This is a genomic window from Mobiluncus mulieris (genome assembly GCF_014204735.1).
Taxonomy (GTDB): Bacteria; Actinomycetota; Actinomycetes; order Actinomycetales; family Actinomycetaceae; genus Mobiluncus; species Mobiluncus mulieris.
The window spans coordinates 113,144-129,916 of sequence record NZ_JACHMA010000001.1 but is presented as its reverse complement, the minus strand read 5'-3'; the positions used below and the strand labels follow the sequence as shown (position 1 = coordinate 129,916).

Sequence of the window (16,773 nt, the reverse complement as noted above, 5' to 3'; positions counted from 1 at the left end):
TTACGGCTAGGGCTACTGTTCAACTGACAGCACCGATGCGATTCTATGCACCAAGGGGGATTTGGCCAAAACCGCCAAAATCGCGTCGAGCTGCTGGCGGCTGGCCGAATGCGTGGAAATAAACAAAGTGGCCTGGTCAGCCCCCGATTCAACCAAAGGCTGACGCACGGAAGCCACCGAAACCCCTTGGTCAAGGCAAGCCTGGAGCACTTGGGAGAGCGCTCCGATTTGCTGTGATACCTCCAGGCGCAGCTGCAGCCTGGTTTGTACCAACCCCGGGTCGCTGATTGGCAAGGCCGCATAGGTCGATTCGCGGGGAGCGTGCCCCCCGTTCGCAATATGCCCCGCCCCGGCCACCACATCGGAAAGCACCGCAGAGGCAGTAGGTGCCCCGCCAGCTCCCGCCCCGTAAAACATCAGTCGCCCCGCAAACTCGGTTTCCAGCACAATCGCGTTGTACGGCCCGTTAATTCCCGCCAAGGGATGTGTTTGTGGCACCAGGGTTGGTTCCACCCCCAAAGCAATCTGTTCTTGCCCGTTTACCATCACCCGTTCGGCTTTGGCCAACAGCTTCACCACATATCCGGCCTCGCGTGCTTGGGCAATATCGGCGGGGGTAATCTCGGTAATCCCCTTGGTGGGAACATCACTGATAGACACCCGAGTGTGATAGGCCAATGAGGCCAAAATCGCGCATTTCGCAGCCGCGTCGTGTCCTTCCACATCGGCGCTCGGCTCGGCTTCGGCGAAGCCGAGCTCCTGAGCCTTAGCCAAGGCCTGTTCATAGGACCAGCCTTGAGTGCTCATCTGGTCAAGAATATAGTTCGTGGTGCCGTTTACAATCCCCAATACCTGGTTGATGCGGTCTCCTGCCAGGGATTCGCGCAAACCATACACCACCGGCACTGCCCCGGCCACTGCCGCCTCAAAGTACAAGCTCGCGTCGTGGGTGTCGGCCGCAACATTCAGTTCCGGCCCATGCGTTGCCAGCACGGCCTTGTTCCCAGTCACCACGGTTTTGCCGTGCTGCAGGGCTCTAAGCATCGCGGTACGTGCCGGTTCCAAACCGCCCATCAGCTCGATAACTAAATCCGCATTATCGATTACCCGGTCAATATCGCTGGTAAGCAGCGCCGAGTCTATTCCCGGGCGCACCTTACCGGTATCGCGCACCGCCACCCCGGACAACACTAGTTTTGCCCCGGCACGCGCGCTAAGTTCCCGGTTTTGTTCTCTCAGGATTCGCGCCACCTGCAAACCAACAGTTCCAGCTCCCAGTAACCCTATTTTTACGGTTTTTTCGCTCATATTTACCCTTCCGTATCGGCTCTCACCCTAAGGTATCACGGGGTGAGTCCATAAATATTTCCTAAACGCCGGGTCGTGGTGCGCCAGCATTTCTTCGGCGTTTTCCCCAGAAATTAGCCAGTCCGCCCGCCAAGTTTCTTTCGTTTCCGGGATGGCACCTCGTGAAGCCGAATCCGTATCGTCGCTGGAAACTTGCCACACCCCTAACACTCCGGGGCGGGTAAACCAGTTGTAATTCGAACTCATCGACCAACCATAGGCTCCCGTCATCGGCACTGCCAGCAGGTCGCCTTCCGTCAAATCCGCCGGTAAAGCCACGTTTCGCACCACAATATCCCCCGATTCGCAATGTGTCCCCACCACGCGCGTAGCCACCAGCGGCGCGGCACTAAGCCGGTTTGCCAGGGTCGCCGTGTAGTGCGCGTCATAGAGCGCAGGGCGAATATTGTCACTCATTCCCCCATCCACCGCGACATAGCGGCGATACACAACGCTGCCGTCCAGGCGGGTTCCCACGGGTTGATCTTTTATGTTGAGCACGCGATACAAAGTGATGGTAGTGGGCGCTACCAGCGATCTTCCGGGCTCCACCGAGACTGCGGGGAGCGGCTGGTCGTGTTGCTCGCACGCGTCTTGTACCGCTCGGTACAGTTTTTCGGCGATTTCATGAGGTGCCATCCCGGGTGGTGTCGCCGCTGTGTAGGCCACCCCGTATCCCCCTCCAAGATCGATTTCCGGCACTAAATAGCCCGTTTCGCGCGCTACCGCGCCGCGAAACTCGATAATTTTCTGCGCAGCCGCCGTGAAACCCGCAAAGGCGCTAATCTGCGAACCGATATGGGAATGCAAACCCACCAGTTCTAACCGGTCATCAGCCAAGATGAGTTTCACCGCTGCTAGCGCCGGCGAGTCCGCCGGTGAAACCGCATAGCGACCGTCCCAATCCGAGTCATCCGGGCACAATCCAGCGTGGGTACCCGGCTCCAAGGACAGCCCGAATTTTTGGTCTTCATGCGCGGTGGCGATATATTCATGCCCCCCGGCGTGAACCCCGGTGGTCAAGCGAATCATCACCGGCACCATCGCGGCCTGAGGCAGCGCATCCAAAACTCTTTGCAGTCGGGGGATTTCGGCCAGGGAATCAATAATAATCCGCCCGATTCCGGCGCTGACCGCCTGGTGTAACAAAGCCGCAGACTTTCCGTTGCCGTGCAGGCCGACCCGCAACGGGTCAATCCCACTAGCCAAAGCCAGTGTCAACTCACCAGAAGAAGCCGTGTCCAGCCCCAGTCCTTGCGCTGTGGCAACACGCGCCAACCCCAGGCACAGGAAGGCTTTGCCGGCATAGTACACCTGGGCGTTGCCCTTCCCGAAAGTCTTTGTGAAGGCCTCGCGCCAGGCTCGCGCTCGCTTCCGGAAATCGTCCATATCCATGATGAACACCGGGGTGCGTCCATGTTGTTGCGCCAGCAGCGCAACCAGGTTTTGCCCATGTATACGTAGTTCGCCGGAGGCCGCGCGGTTTAAACCAGCCGGCCACATATCAGGCCGCTCGCTAGGTTCCGGGGCGGCCAAGGCTTGCAAACCCGGGTCGCCGGGAGCGAGCCACGCCGGGTCTTCGGGGGCTAAAGAATCTTGACTCACAATGCCTCCTGGTCAGGACTATCTGGCGGGGTCGGGGTTTACATCCGTTCGGGAGCGGAAACCCCCAACAGGTTCAATCCATTCCTCAACACTACTGTGACCGCGTCGTTTAGTGCCAATAAAGCCGCATGTTCGGCCGTAACCGGGTCGTCTCCTGCCGGGGTGACTCGACGTTTGCCGTACCAGGCGTGATACGCCCCGGCCAGGTTTTCCAAATACCGCGCCACCAGGTGCGGAGCACGCTCCGTGGCCGCCTGTGCTACGGTAGTAGGGAATTGTGCTAGGACTCCAATTAGCTCCCCGTCCGCTGCGGCGCGCAACTGCCCAGGATCAAAGCCAGCACCTCGTGACACCCCATGAGATGCCGCGTTTTTCGCAACATTACAGGTGCGAGCATGCGCATACTGCACGTAATACACGGGATTTTCGTTAGTATGTGAAGCCAACACGTCAAGGTCAATGTCCAACTGGGTATCCATCGAGGAGCGCACCAGCGAGTAACGCGCCGCATCCACACCAACCGCCTCTACGAAGTCATCCAGGGTGACGATGTTGCCGGCACGTTTGCTCATTTTCACCAGTTGGCCACTGCGATACAGGTTCACCAGCTGACCGATTAGAATTTGCAGGTTCACCCCCGGGGTGTCGCCGAAGGCCGCACACATCGCCATCATGCGCCCAATATAGCCGTGGTGGTCTGCTCCCAGCAGGTATATCGCGCAATCTGCGCCGCGTTCGCGCTTGTCCCGGTAATAGGCAATATCGGCCGCGAAGTAGGCCGCGTTGCCGTCGGATTTAATCAGCACCCGGTCTTTGTCGTCCCCGTGTTTAGTGGTTAACAGCCAGGTCGCGCCGTCTTTGTGGGCAATTTCACCCAAGCCATCCAAGAACTCAATAGCGGCCTCTACTTTGCCGGTTTCATAGAGCGAGTTTTCGTGGAAAAACACGTCAAATTCAGTGCGGAATTTTGCGAGCGCTGCCTTGATTTCGCTGAACATGAGGGTCACGCCATGTGCCCGGAAGTACTCCTGTGCCGCCGCATCGGGCAGAGTAGCGGGATCCGGGTCGCCGGCTTGCTGGGCTTGGGTTTGCACCTGGGCGGCGATATCGGCAATATACTGCCCGCCGTAGCCGTCCTCGGGGGCGGGCAGGCCGCGCGCTGCGGCCAGCAGAGAGGCCGCGAAACGGTCAATTTGGGTGCCGTGGTCGTTAAAGTAATATTCCCGGGTCACTTTAGCTCCGCTCGATTTCATGAGGCGCGCCAGGGAATCACCCACCGCTGCCCATCTGGCCCCACCCAAGTGGATAGGGCCGGTCGGATTTGCGGAAACATATTCCAGGTTGATGTGCTGGCCTTGGAAGGATTGGTTCTGGCCGAAGTTGTCGCCCGCCGCCAAAATATCGGCCACTAGAGCTCCCGCAGCCCCGGCTTCCAGGCGGATATTGATGAATCCGGGTCCAGCGACCTCTGCCGATTCCACGCCTTCGATTCCACTGATGGCTTTCACAAACATTTCCGCCAAATCACGGGGTTTCACCCCTGCTGTCTTGGCCAGTTGCATCGCGATATTAGTGGCCCAATCCCCGTGTTCACGGGATTTGGGGCGTTCCACCTTGACTTTCGCACCCAAATCTACCTCATTGAGGTCAAGACTGTTTTCTTTTGCCACCACCGTAAGCGCAGCAATAATCCGTTTCGTCAGTTCTTCAGGAGTCACGCTTTAACCCTACCGTCTGCCATGACCCGTCCCAAATACGGCTACCAACACTGCAGCTCCACCACTCGCGGGCACCGCTCAAAGTTATAAAACGCGGCAAAAGCCGCGTTTCATAACATGCTCAACTCACACAAGGAGTTCCGCCTAAAGCGGTTAGCGTGTTCATTGTTGTTTCCTTCCGTTGTTCGGGAAGGAACACCAAAACGAAAACTGTTTCGCTTATGTCCTGCGTATGTCCTAAAGGGGTGTACCCCATTATTAGAACATGACCTTTTGGCTTTATAGCAACGTTTCCAGTTGTGCCCCGGACGGGATTCGAACCCACGACCTTTTGCTCCGGAGGCAAACGCTCTATCCACTGAGCTACCGGGGCGAACAATTCACCCTACCATCCTAGCGAAGAGACGCTACAGGTAAAAACCGACACCTCAAAAGAAGTCCACATAAAACCGAGGACAACCACGAAATTAGAAACCAAACCCAGTCACAAATCAAAAATCCGGCCGCACCCGGCCGGATTCCCTCAAATTCTAGCCCAAACTAGAAATCAGTATCCAAGGCACGATGTGCCGCCGAGTTATACATCATCAAACGCAACGAAACAAAAGTGGCCGCGCGTTCGCGACTCTCCGCAGTGGCATCCCTCCAGACGCGTTCATTCACACGACTGCCTTTCAAAGCTTCATGACTATGACTCTGACTGGCAACGGCATCGACCAAACGAATCGCGGGGCGTTCCATTGTTGCCTCCTCCCGGGGAATCTCACTCGCACAGTAACCTACCAGGATTCACCCCGTCTTCCAAGCAGTTATTTAGCTCACTACAATGATTCATTCATGTATGCGGGTATTTTGCCTGAAAATGCGGGACTTACACCCTGATTCCGGGACATCAAATTGTCTGAAGTTGATGTAATGTATGGACAAAATCGGTGTAAACTCCGTCTACTCCCAGCCGCGCGAGCCGCTGAAACTGCGAGGTCTCGTTCACAGTCCACACATAAACCGGACACCCTAAGACATGCGCTCCCGCTATAAAGCGCCTCGTGAGCACCGTCACTCCCCACAACCGCTCTGGCACCGCAAACGCACAGGAGTACTCACGTAGCAGACGCGGCACCACCCCACGGCACTGCCGCAAACCACTAAACAAGACACCGCTTTCACAAGCCAACAAGAAACGCGCCACGTCCGCGCTACCCGGCAGATACCCCGGTTCGTGTCCAAGTCGTGCCGCTATCTCCCAAACTCGACCGGCCGAAAAAGAAGCCAAGCCCATCCGTTCTAAATCCCTGCGACCCTCAAGAATCCGCAAGGCTTCAGGTAAAACCGCAGCAACCTTGAAGTCGATATTCACATAAATTCCGGGATAACGATCCAGGAATTCCTCGAAACCCAGCGGATCCTCGCCGTTAGGAAGCCGGTACCGACACAGCTCCGCCCAGGTCACGTCGGCAATCACTACATCCCCATCCGCCGCGTGCCACTGCGGGTCGTGGCTGATTACAGGATAGCCGTCGCGAGTGGCATGAACATCAGTTTCTAAACCCCGCGCCTCTCCACTGTGGATACAAGCATCGAAGGCTGCCCGCGAATTCTCGGGCACTCCCGCCAGGGGGGAACCACGATGGGCTAATAGCACCGGCTTGCGGTGCTCCACAGTCTCTCCGGTTTCCCTAGCTGTTACAGTTTCCTGGTTGCGCGCCACCGCCCCAAGGTGCCCCGGCTCGAGAGGAAACACAGCGGCAGGTAGCGGATAAGGATAAGAGCAAAATCGCGACATACCTCTATTGTCACCCAGGCTCCCGGAGGCTACAAGCTGTAAAAACTAGTCACAACGCTGGTTCAAATACACCGCACCGTGTTTTTCCATGAAGCTCAGGGGTTCGATGGATTCCATCCTAGAGTTGCGAATTTCGAAATGCAAGTGCGGTCCAGTGGACCTCCCGGTAGATCCAACTCCCGCAATCAAATCCCCAGCTTTAACCATGTCGCCTTTGGCAGCGTAAATCCCATTGGAGTACATGTGCAGATAGCGAGAATAGAACACTACCCCGTTCAGATGGTGTTTAATCGTAATAATCCCCGTGGAACCTTGTATCCCGGCATTCACAACCTCTCCGTCGGCCACGGCGTAAATATTGGTTCCACTAGGCGCTGCCCAGTCGGCTCCTTCATGCATCATGCGTTCCCCGGTAATCGGGTGAATGCGCATTCCCCAAGGTGAGGTGTAAGTGTAAGAACCTTGGAACATGGGCCACACCAGGGTTTCTTTGGTGGCAGCTGCCTTGACATCCCCGTTAGCGGAGTCTTCTTTCGAGACACATCCACCTAGTTGCTGGGCTTCCTTGAGGCGAATTCGGCTCGAAGCCGGCACTGCATTCAAATCCGAGTCATACAGTGTCACCTCTTCCGAGGCAGCCACCAGGGACAGCAGGGTCTCGCCGGTGTTAAAAATCTTACTGGGGACAGCAGTAGACAAATCCGGGGAGACCAACCCAGTCAGGGGCGCTACCACGGTCACCGAGGCCACCAATCCAAGCAGTGCTGCCCGCATCACACCGTGATGGAGCTTTTTCTCGCCACCGAAAGCAAGTTTAAACCAGGAGTGGCGTTGCTGCCGTTCTCTTTCACGCAGTTCCCTGCGGGAGCGGGGTTTTTCGCTGTCCACGAGTCACCTTTCTGGATGCTTAGCAAACTGCCTAAAAGTTTATAACAAGTCGATAACATTTTTCAAGGGTTTGAAAGCCTCATTTTTCACACTTTTCACATTGGTCACAAAATTTGGGGATTTTTGCGGGTTTCTTGGGGAAAAACTGGGAGTTTAGCGTGAATTTTCGGGGTCACCTTCCGTTCGACCGGGGTGATTTTCGCTCGGCTTCATGAGGTGCTAGCGCCTCATGAAGCCCCATGTTCACTATCACGCTGGAGAGAATCATGAACCTCGCCCACCAGCCTTTCCAAGATATCTTCTAGAAATATAACCCCACTAACCTCCATCCCCGCCCGGGGTACCACCCCCGCCAGATGAGTTCCCTGCTTTTGCATCACCCGCAGCGCGTCTTCCACTTCCATATCGGGGCTAACCTCGGTCAGCTCCCGAATTCGCCACGATTCCAGGGGCTCGTCGCGCCGAGCCTCGTCAACTGCAATCACGTCCTTGATGTGCAGGTATCCGCAAATCCGCCCGGCCTTGTCCACCACGGGAAAGCGGGAAAACCCGGTGCGAGCCACCGCTTTTTCCACTCCAGAAACACTAACATCGCGGGGCAGCGTCACCAGGTGTTTCAGCCCCACCATCACCCCCGAAACCTGTTCGGTGGAAAATTCCAGGGTACCCGAGAGCAACCCCAAATCGTCTTCCACCGTACCTTCTGCCTGGGATTTCTTAACAATAGAGGTCATCTCCTCGACAGTGAAGGTATTGACAACCTCGTCACGGGGCTCCTTGCCAGCCAAGCGCACGAAAAAATTCGCCACTTTGTTCATGGCTCGAACAATCGGGGCAACACTTTTAGACAACGCCACCAATGTAGGCCCGTAAAACAAAATCAGGGTGGTGTGGGCGGAAATTGACAAATTCTTAGGGATAACCTCACCCCCCACCACATGCAGATACAGCACTATCAGCAGCGCTATCAACACCGCTGCAGCATGCGCCGTGACCGCAGGTGCCCCGGTCAACTCGACTACTGGGGTCAATAGTTGCGCCAAGGCCGGCTCGGCCACCACCCCCAGCCCCGTGGAAGCCAGGGTAATACCCAACTGGCAGGTGGCCAGCATCTCCGAGACGTGTTCCACCGCAAACAAAGCCGCCGAAGCGCCGCGTTTACCGGCTTTGACCAAGGGCTCGATTTCAGCGCGCCGCGAAGCGGTAACAGCGAACTCGGCACCGACGAAAAACCCGTTTACCGCCAGCAGCACCACCATCACCACCAAGCCCAGCCAACTATTCATGTTCGGCTCCCGAATCTTTAGATGATTTAGAGCCCTTTGAGTCATTCGAGCCCGTGTCGGGAAAGATTTTGGTGATACGCACCCGGGAAACCCGGCGGCCTTCCAGCTGTTCCACCCGCAGCCGATACCCACCTACTTCAACTTCGTCCCCTTGGGCAGGAATGCGGCGCAGCTCGTTCATAATCAGACCACCCAGAGTTTCGTAAGGACCTTCGTCAGGCAGCTCCACCCCGCTTTGTAACAGCAGTTCATCAGGACGAATCACCCCGGGAACCATCCACGAGGTTTCGGTCACCACATTCACCCCCGCCGCGTGTTGATCGTGTTCGTCACTGACCTCGCCCACGATTTCCTCCACAGCGTCTTCAAGCGTCACCAAACCAGAAGTACCGCCGTATTCATCAATCACCACAGCGGTTTGACTCCCCGCTTCACGCAATATCAGCAGCAAATCCGCCAAATCCATGGTTTCGGGGACACGGGGAACCTCGAACATCAGCGAAGAGGACGCCACTGGAACTTCCTCGCGGCGTTCGAAGGGCACGGATACCGCACGGCGCAGGTTGGCGAAACCCAAAATATCATCCAGTCCTCCGTCCCCCGCCACTGGGAAGCGAGAATACCCGGTTTCGCGCGCCAGGATAATCAAATCTGCCGCCGTGGCATCTTGTTGTAGGTAGTGGATACGCCCCCGGTCGGTCATAACGTCTTTGGCACACAGTTTCGAAATATGCAATGAACGGGTAAACAGGGAAGCGGTGGAAACATCAAGTTTCCCAGCCTCCGCGCTTTGACGTACCAGAGCAGCGAGTTCTTGGGCAGAGCGTTTCGAGGAAAGTTCCTCGACAGAATGCACCCCCAGCCGGTGCAACACCCAGCTAGCCGAGCCATTTAACACCACAATGATGGGGGTGAACAGCCAGGTAAAGACGTTTTGGAAGCGCACCACATTCCCAGCCACCCCCAGAGGATCAGCTAAAGCAAAGTTTTTCGGAACCAGTTCCCCGAAAACCATAGAAAACACGTTGGTCAATACCAGCGCCAAGATTCCCCCCGCCACCGCAGAAACCCCCAACGCCACCCCGGTGTATCCCAAACCCGAGGTAATCAGCCGCGTCAAAGCAGCCTGAGTGGTGTATCCCAACAGGATGGTGGTAAGAGTGATTCCCACCTGGGTTCCCGATAGCTGCGTAGACAGGCGAGAAATAGCTTTTTTCACCAAGGCGGCGCGTTTATCCCCGTTGGCGGCGCGCATCGATACCTTAGTTTCGTCCACGGCCACGAAAGAAAATTCCGCCGCCACGAACAGAGCGGTGCCAAAAGTGAGCAGCACCCCAACCGCTACCATCAGCCAATCTATCAAAACCGGATTCATAGAATACTTAGCGCTACTTTGCTAATTCCACCTTCGCTGCACGCAGGATTTCACGGCGCATCCGTTTGGAGGGCTGGTCATCATCGTCGAGAATCGCCATTCCCAGTCCCCCCGCCAGCGAAGCCCCAACCACCAGTCCCCGCGTGTAGTTACGGCGTTGTCCAGGAGTTTTCGCCATCCACATCGGATTATTCACCGCTGTTACCGGAAAGTTCACCGCCGCAAGCAGCGCCGCGCAAGTGCGGGGGTACTTGCCCGTCGCCAATCCCAAAGCGCTGGCGACGGTGATAAAACCGGCCAGGCGGGAAAGCAGGCGCGCATCGGAAGTCAGCACGGGTGGAAATCCGAGTTTTTCCAACGCAGGTTCGATTTTTTTGAATCTTTCCACGTGGTCATCGGGTGAGCGCAAAGCATCGAGGCCGTCAAAAAAGAACACAGATGCCAACATGGGTCGTGCCACCAGACGCAAGAGTGTTTTCATAGTTCCATTTCATCACAATCCCGGGTTTTTGCCTAGTTTTACCGGGTTTATTCTCTATCCAAGGCGGAAATATAGGATTTTCCAGGGGGGAGCCTCCACTATTTTGAGCCTCACCCCGATTTTTTCCCAGATTTCTGCCCCGGCTCGCTGGCCATACTGGTCTACAATTGCAAAGATAGCGTGATTTGTGCGACAATACACGGGTTCAAGTACTTGAAGATAAAGGAGCATTACCATGTCGAAACGCGGCCGCAAACGTCGTGCCCGGGCGAAGAGTGCCGCTAACCACGGCAAGCGTCCAAACGCTTAGGCTTTACGGAGACCCCCGCGAGGGGGTCTCCGATTTTCATTTCCTTGATTTACCCCGGCACTTACCGGTATTTGGTATAAGAGTGTGCTGAATCTGTTTCGGAGCGCGGGTTTCTTACCATAAATCTGAAATTTTGAATCTTGGGCTGGTACCTAGGGGTCAACCGGAACTCGGGCAGCCTAGAACCGAATTTTGCTCTTAAAGGCCTTGACCACGAAACTGGTACGGGACTCACAGTTGGTCAGCTTCAAAATCTTGGACACATAATCCCCCACGGTGCCCTCCGAGGTGTGCAGCTCTTTGGCGATAATCCGGTTCGACTTCCCCTCTACCAGCAAGGGCACAACCTTTTTCAGGCGATTAGGAATCGCGTGCAAAGCCTCGATAAATTCGACGTCCGGGGGCTCCGCATTGCTTTGACCAGCAATCATATCCGCCAGGGCAGCGGCAGGATCTTCACTGATAATACGTTTGCCATCGCGTGTAGCCAACAGTGCATCGACCATTTCATCTACCGGTTTATCTTTAGTAATGAAACCAGAGGCTCCGGCCTGAATGGCGCGCATCACCGAGGGACGCTGTTCGAAATTCGTAAAGATTAGCACCTTTGTCTCCGGGTGTTTGGTGCGGATTTGCTTCGTAGTCTCGATTCCATCCATCCGGGGCATATCCACATCCATTAACACCACGTCAGCGGTCCATTCCGTAAGAATCTGCAGGGCATGCAGCCCATCCTCGGCCGTTTTCAACGCAAAGATTCTAGGGTCAGATTGCAAGGATGCCCCCAGATAGGTGCGCACGATTTTGTCATCGTCAACCATCAGGACTTTCAACGGTAAAACTTGAGTTTCATTCATCTATTTGACTCCTTTCTTGGCCGGATTCCGGGGAATCCGTATCGGTGTGGTTCAGCGGTGTATTCAACATTTTTTGGTGCAAACTCCGGGGAATCCGCGCGTGCAGCAACCACATTCCCTGGTTAGCGACGTATTCGAGTTCTCCACCACGCCTCACCAGATATGCGGTTAACTGCTTCAGCCCCAGCCCAGAGGTCATAGCGTAATCACTCCTGGCTTTACCAATTTCATTAGTGGACATGAACTCGATGTGATGCGCATTGAATTCGATGGTTAGTTCCGCCGAGGTTCCGGGTTTTCCGTACTTCATCAGGTTCGTGGTAGCTTCCGTCACCAGCATTGACAAGGTGATTTTTTCATAACGGTTGAATTGATCCTCGATATCGGCGGGAACTTGCAGTTCCAAGTTGATATCGGCGACGCGAGCCACTTCGATGCTATCGTGCAGGATTTGGGTCAAAGTAGTGGTGGCGGATTCTTCGGTTACCGAAGTTTTCAACTGACGAATAGTGGTACGCAAGTCCGCCAGCGCCCCCCGCGACTGGGTGGACACCATTCCCAGGATGTCACGAGCTTCGCGGTTCATCTCGGGATTTTTTGCAAGATTTTCGGTTATCAAGGTAAGCCGGGTCAAATCGGCTGCCAGCGAATCATGCAAGTCTTGAGCCAGCGCGTTACGTAGCTGAGCCTGAGCCATACCAGCCTGAATGCGAATTTTCTCATTTTCGTGCTGTGCGCGTTTAAGCCCACGTTGGTAATAACCGAATGTCCAGCCTATGGCTGCAACCATTACACAGCCAATGATGTTGAACACCGAGGACACTACATCGAAGGTATTGGTAGTAAAATCAGACACCGCTATCAGTGTCAGGGAAATTCCCAACATGGCGTAAAGTTGATGAAACGCGAAATAAGCAAAAATCGTTGTTCCGCAAGTAAAGGTTCCTATAAACACCACGTAGCCAGGCAAATACGAAACCACAAACCATAGCATAATCACTGCCATGCCGCACACGCGAGGAAAACGCGCGCTCAATGCAAAGAGCAGCATCCCCAAAAGCTCAACAATCATGTTTCCGGGAACACGCAACGGACTAGCTTTCTCGTTTATTGTCGACAAATCTTGCGCCAAAGAGAAAACCAAGGTAGCTAAAACTACCAGTTTCCAACCAGTAAGATGGTAGCGGATTTTCGCGGAAACACGCATGCCAGCAAGTCTATCAATTTATGAGGTACTATCTACGACTTCAGCGTGATATTTCTTCAACGTGCTTTACTGCAAAACTTCATTCCTCCACCAGCGTCGCCTCTACAGGGTTGCGCCAAAGGCGGCTTCCATTAAGGCCAAAGCCTGTTCCTTGTGGAACGTAGAGTTACCGGTGGAAGGCGCGGCCATAGCCGGGCGCGACACCAGACGCAGGTCACGTCCCCCGGTAAACACGTCGCGGTGCGCGCTAACAAAAGTCCAGGCACCCTGGTTGGCCGGTTCGTCTTGTACCCAAACCAGCTCCGCATTCGGATAAGAATCCAGTATTTCACGCAGGTCATCGTGCAGTGGATAGTACTGTTCCAAACGAACTATCGCGGTCGTTCGATCCTGGCGTTTGTCCCGTTCAGCGACCAAGTCGTAGTAAACCCGGCCGGTACAGATAATCACGCGGCTAACCCCGGCGGCATCCAGTCCTGCGGTATCCCCGATAGCACGTTGAAACTCGCCACTCGTGAAATCTGAAATCTGTGAAACTGCCGCCCGCAACCTAAGCAGCTGTTTGGGGGTAAAGACCACCAGGGGGGTGCGGGGGTGACGATAGGCCTGCGCCCGCAACATGTGGAAGTGATTGGCCGGGGTAGAAGGCTGCACCACCCACATATTGTCTTCGGCGCACAAAGCCAGGAACCGCTCGATACGCGCCGAAGAATGGTCGGGACCTTGGCCTTCGAAGCCGTGGGGCAACAGCAGCACCAGCGAGGAATGCTGATGCCATTTTTGGGCTGAAGAAGAGATGAATTCGTCGATGATGGTCTGTCCCCCAAAGGTGAAATCACCGAACTGAGCCTCCCATAGGGTTAAGGCTTCGGGACGTTCCACGGAATAGCCGTATTCAAAACCGAGGGGCGCAAATTCAGACAGCGAAGAATCGTAAATCATGAAATCGCCTTGGTCGGGGGTCAGGAAGGCCAGGGGGGTCCATTCTTGGCCGGTAAGGTGGTCGTGAATCACAGCGTGGCGCTGCACGAAAGTGGCGCGCCGGGCATCCTCGCCGGACATGCGAATGGGGGTGCCTTCCATCAGAATCGACCCAAAGGCCAGCAGCTCCCCGAATCCCCAGTCAATATTGCCTTCCCGGGTCATGGTTTGGCGACGTTGCAACAGTTTCGCGACTTTCGGATGAACGGCGAAATCTTCGGGATATGCCACTTGGGAATCCCCGATGCGCTGCAACACGTCAAGGGGAATCGCGGAAGTCCAGCCAATCATTTCTTTGTTTTGGTTCGTTTGTGAGGCCGGCAAATTCCAGTCGTTACCGCCCTGTTCCCCAAGACGGGTCGGCTTATAGCCGTGTTCCTTGGTTTCCTCAAAGATACGTTCCAATTTAGCACGGAAGTCCTCCATCGCGGCTTTCGCTTCCGCGTCGGTGATGTCGCCACGACCAATCAAGTTGTTGACATACACCGTGCGAGTGGAAGGCAAGTTATCAATCAGCCCGTACATCACCGGTTGGGTCATCGAAGGGTCATCGCCTTCGTTGTGTCCCCGCCGCCGGTAACACAGCATGTCGATAATGACATCCTTATGGAATTTTTGTTGAAAACGATAGGCCAAACCCGCCACCCGCGTAACCATTTCGGGATCATCGGCGTTGACGTGGAAAATCGGAACCTGTAAGCCCTTAGCCAAATCCGTGCAGTATATCGTGGAGCGGGCATTGGTGGGGGAAGTGGTGAAACCAATCTGGTTGTTCACAATGATGTGCAAGGTTCCGCCGGTTTTATAGGCCTTTAGCTGGCTCATGTTCAAGGTCTCGTACACCACGCCTTGCCCCACGAAAGCCGCATCCCCGTGAATCAACACGGGCATATATCCGTAGTCGCCTTCAATACCTACCTTGTCTTGCTGGGCGCGGACAATGCCTTGCACCACTGGGTCAACGGCTTCCAGGTGTGAAGGGTTCGCGGCAATGTATACCTGTGTGTGGCACCCTTCATATGACTCATAGACCGATTCGGTGCCCAGGTGGTATTTCACATCCCCCGAGCCTTGCAAAGAACCCGGGTCAAGATTTCCTTCAAACTCCGAAAATATCTGCGCATTGGATTTCCCGGCCACATTCACCAACACATTTAGCCTTCCCCGGTGCGCCATCCCGATGGTCACCCCCGCCAGACCATCATGAGCCGCGTCGTCCATTACTCTAAGCAGCAATGGAATCAAGGATTCTCCGCCTTCCAACGAGAAGCGTTTCTGGCCGACATACTTGGTTTGCAAGAAACTTTCAAAGGCTTCGGCGGCGTTGAGACGATTCAGTATCGCCGCGCGAACCTCCTTGGTGGGGGGCTCGTAGGGTTGCTCGATTTCTCGTTGTATCCAGTCACGCTGCTCGGGGTCTTGGATGTGCATATATTCGATGCCGCTGGTGCGAGTGTAGGTGTCGCGCAAATGCCCCAGGAGCTCGCGTAAGGTCATGCGCTGGTTTTTCTTGCCTCCGTATACTCCGATGGGGAATTCCGTGTCCAAATCCCAAATCGACAGGCCATAGTTACACAGGCACAAATCGGGGTGATGCCGTACCCGGTAATCCAGAGGATCCGTGTCGGCAATCAGATGGCCGCTAGAACGGTAGGCATGTATCAAACGTTGCGCATTGGCCGCTTTGTACTGATTGCTGTAATTGTTATCAGCTTCGTTTCGAACCCACCCATACGGGTCATAGGGAACTTTTTCAGAGTTGAAAACCCGTTCATAGAATCCATCTTCGCCCTTGAGCTTCTTTTCTACCGTCCCCAGGAAGGTTCCAGACAGTGCCCCTTGAATCACGCGATGGTCATAGGTCGAAGACATATGCATGATTTTGCCAACCCCCGCTCGGGCTAGCTGTTCATCGCTAGCTCCAGCCCACTCGGCCGGGTATGCCGTGGCACCCACGCCAATAATCGAGCCTTGCCCCACCATGAGGCGCGGCGAGGACATCAGCGTTCCCAGGGTGCCTGGATTGGTCAGGGTCACGGTGGCACCGTTGTAGTCTTCCATGGTCAGTTTACCTTCGCGAGCTTTACGCACCAGCTCTTCGTAGGCGGCCACAAATTCGTGGAAGGACAGCGTGTCGGCCTTTGGCACCACCGGGGTTACCAATAGGCGTGATCCATCGTCTTTGGGCAGGTCTATGGCCAGTCCGAAGCCCACGTGAGCGGGATGGAAAATATAGGGTTTACCATCTCTAAGCTCGTAGCGAACATTCATTTCCGGCAGTTCCGACAGGGCTTCGACGATGGCATATCCAATCAGGTGGGTGAACGATACCTTGCCGCCTCGAGTGCGGCGCAGATGGTCGTTGATTTGAATGCGGTTTTCAATTAATACTTTCGCGGGGATTTGCCGGTAAGAGGTCGCGATGGGTACCGACAGGGAGGCTTCCATGTTTTTCGCGATGGCCGCGTTGATGCCTTTGAGGCGCTCCAGTTGATCTTCGGCGGCGGGGGCAAGATGCCGGTTATGCTCGATTTCGGCGGCTTCCCGGGCGGCGTAGGGTGAACTCGGGTCGGCCGCACGCGATCGCGGCGCTGGTGGCAGGTCGGAACGGGAGACGTCGAGGGTGCGAGCGGGGATAGCGGTGGGGGTGCTTTCGTAGGCTCCAACCCCGGTCTCGCTCTCGGGCGCTGGGCTGGGGGCGGTTTGCCCGCTGGGGGCGGCTTCATGAGGTGCTAGCTCGGTATCACGGCTAGCCACACCATCTGGATTCATTAATCCCAAGGATTCCATCTGTTGAAAATAGCTGCGCCATTCGGGTGAAACCGTTTGTGAATCTTGTAGGTACTGACGGTAATACTCGGCGATAAATTCCGGTGAGGCTTGGTTTCCTGACACCTGTGTCTGAGCCACTGTAATCCCTTTCATGTTATGGTAG

The 16,773-nt window shown here is 55.4% G+C and carries 13 protein-coding genes and 1 tRNA gene; 1 reads left to right on the top strand and 13 read right to left on the bottom strand.

All coding sequences use genetic code 11. The annotated features are described in order from the left end of the window. Positions 1-12: 12 nt before the first annotated feature. From F4555_RS00530 to F4555_RS00485, 10 genes are all read right to left on the bottom strand, one after another. Complete coding sequence (locus tag F4555_RS00530) at positions 13-1,308, bottom strand: homoserine dehydrogenase (RefSeq protein ID WP_004013197.1); 1,296 nt, start codon at positions 1,306-1,308, stop codon at positions 13-15. A 27-nt stretch (positions 1,309-1,335) separates the two neighbouring features. Beyond that, the gene (locus F4555_RS00525) at positions 1,336-2,952 is read right to left on the bottom strand and encodes a diaminopimelate decarboxylase family protein (protein ID WP_103758815.1); all 1,617 of its coding nucleotides are present in this window, start codon (positions 2,950-2,952) and stop codon (positions 1,336-1,338) included. Between the two features lie 38 nt (positions 2,953-2,990). Further along, entirely contained in the window at positions 2,991-4,670 is a 1,680-nt protein-coding gene (gene argS, locus F4555_RS00520; protein WP_004017258.1) for an arginine--tRNA ligase, read from the bottom strand. A 300-nt stretch (positions 4,671-4,970) separates the two neighbouring features. Beyond that, positions 4,971-5,043: transfer RNA gene (locus F4555_RS00515), tRNA-Arg, on the bottom strand. A 167-nt stretch (positions 5,044-5,210) separates the two neighbouring features. Then, positions 5,211-5,411 carry a hypothetical protein gene (locus F4555_RS00510; protein ID WP_004013200.1) on the bottom strand — a complete coding sequence of 67 codons (201 nt, stop codon included), beginning with the start codon at positions 5,409-5,411 and terminating at the stop codon, positions 5,211-5,213. A 151-nt stretch (positions 5,412-5,562) separates the two neighbouring features. Next, the gene (locus tag F4555_RS00505) at positions 5,563-6,453 is read right to left on the bottom strand and encodes a glycerophosphodiester phosphodiesterase (protein ID WP_036383988.1); all 891 of its coding nucleotides are present in this window, start codon (positions 6,451-6,453) and stop codon (positions 5,563-5,565) included. Between the two features lie 45 nt (positions 6,454-6,498). Further along, the gene (locus tag F4555_RS00500) at positions 6,499-7,341 is read right to left on the bottom strand and encodes a M23 family metallopeptidase (protein ID WP_004015582.1); all 843 of its coding nucleotides are present in this window, start codon (positions 7,339-7,341) and stop codon (positions 6,499-6,501) included. A 227-nt stretch (positions 7,342-7,568) separates the two neighbouring features. Beyond that, positions 7,569-8,627: a hemolysin family protein gene (locus tag F4555_RS00495; protein ID WP_004013203.1), complete on the bottom strand. Its 1,059-nt coding sequence runs from the start codon at positions 8,625-8,627 to the stop codon at positions 7,569-7,571. Further along, on the bottom strand, positions 8,620-10,002 hold the full coding sequence (locus tag F4555_RS00490; RefSeq protein ID WP_115325596.1) for a hemolysin family protein: 1,383 nt from the start codon (positions 10,000-10,002) through the stop codon (positions 8,620-8,622). The genes F4555_RS00495 and F4555_RS00490 overlap by 8 nt, the downstream gene beginning before the upstream one ends. Before the next feature lie 13 nt (positions 10,003-10,015). After that, complete coding sequence (locus F4555_RS00485) at positions 10,016-10,483, bottom strand: DoxX family protein (RefSeq protein WP_004013205.1); 468 nt, start codon at positions 10,481-10,483, stop codon at positions 10,016-10,018. A 235-nt stretch (positions 10,484-10,718) separates the two neighbouring features. Between F4555_RS00485 and F4555_RS11490 the strand changes: the two genes are divergently transcribed. After that, on the top strand, positions 10,719-10,793 hold the full coding sequence (locus F4555_RS11490; protein ID WP_370444841.1) for a 50S ribosomal protein bL37: 75 nt from the start codon (positions 10,719-10,721) through the stop codon (positions 10,791-10,793). 179 nt (positions 10,794-10,972) lie between these two features. On the opposite strand, the gene F4555_RS00480 is transcribed toward F4555_RS11490, so the two are convergent. The 3 genes from F4555_RS00480 to F4555_RS00470 form a co-directional block, all read right to left on the bottom strand. Continuing rightward, positions 10,973-11,650, bottom strand: coding sequence for a response regulator transcription factor (locus tag F4555_RS00480; protein ID WP_004013207.1), 678 nt, complete (start codon positions 11,648-11,650; stop codon positions 10,973-10,975). After that, positions 11,643-12,857 carry a sensor histidine kinase gene (locus tag F4555_RS00475; protein ID WP_004013208.1) on the bottom strand — a complete coding sequence of 405 codons (1,215 nt, stop codon included), beginning with the start codon at positions 12,855-12,857 and terminating at the stop codon, positions 11,643-11,645. Before F4555_RS00475 ends, F4555_RS00480 begins: the two co-directional genes overlap by 8 nt. A gap of 102 nt (positions 12,858-12,959) precedes the next feature. Continuing rightward, positions 12,960-16,763, bottom strand: coding sequence for a multifunctional oxoglutarate decarboxylase/oxoglutarate dehydrogenase thiamine pyrophosphate-binding subunit/dihydrolipoyllysine-residue succinyltransferase subunit (locus F4555_RS00470; RefSeq protein WP_115325597.1), 3,804 nt, complete (start codon positions 16,761-16,763; stop codon positions 12,960-12,962). Positions 16,764-16,773: the final 10 nt, after the last annotated feature.

Coding starts and splice junctions, on each gene's coding strand:
- F4555_RS00530 (WP_004013197.1), bottom strand. CDS start 1,308: ATGAGCGAAAAAACCGTAAAAATAGGGTTACTGGGAGCTGGAACTGTT.
- F4555_RS00510 (WP_004013200.1), bottom strand. CDS start 5,411: ATGGAACGCCCCGCGATTCGTTTGGTCGATGCCGTTGCCAGTCAGAGT.
- F4555_RS00505 (WP_036383988.1), bottom strand. CDS start 6,453: ATGTCGCGATTTTGCTCTTATCCTTATCCGCTACCTGCCGCTGTGTTT.
- F4555_RS00495 (WP_004013203.1), bottom strand. CDS start 8,627: ATGAATAGTTGGCTGGGCTTGGTGGTGATGGTGGTGCTGCTGGCGGTA.
- F4555_RS00490 (WP_115325596.1), bottom strand. CDS start 10,002: ATGAATCCGGTTTTGATAGATTGGCTGATGGTAGCGGTTGGGGTGCTG.
- F4555_RS00485 (WP_004013205.1), bottom strand. CDS start 10,483: ATGAAAACACTCTTGCGTCTGGTGGCACGACCCATGTTGGCATCTGTG.
- F4555_RS00480 (WP_004013207.1), bottom strand. CDS start 11,650: ATGAATGAAACTCAAGTTTTACCGTTGAAAGTCCTGATGGTTGACGAT.
- F4555_RS00475 (WP_004013208.1), bottom strand. CDS start 12,857: ATGCGTGTTTCCGCGAAAATCCGCTACCATCTTACTGGTTGGAAACTG.
- F4555_RS00470 (WP_115325597.1), bottom strand. CDS start 16,763: ATGAAAGGGATTACAGTGGCTCAGACACAGGTGTCAGGAAACCAAGCC.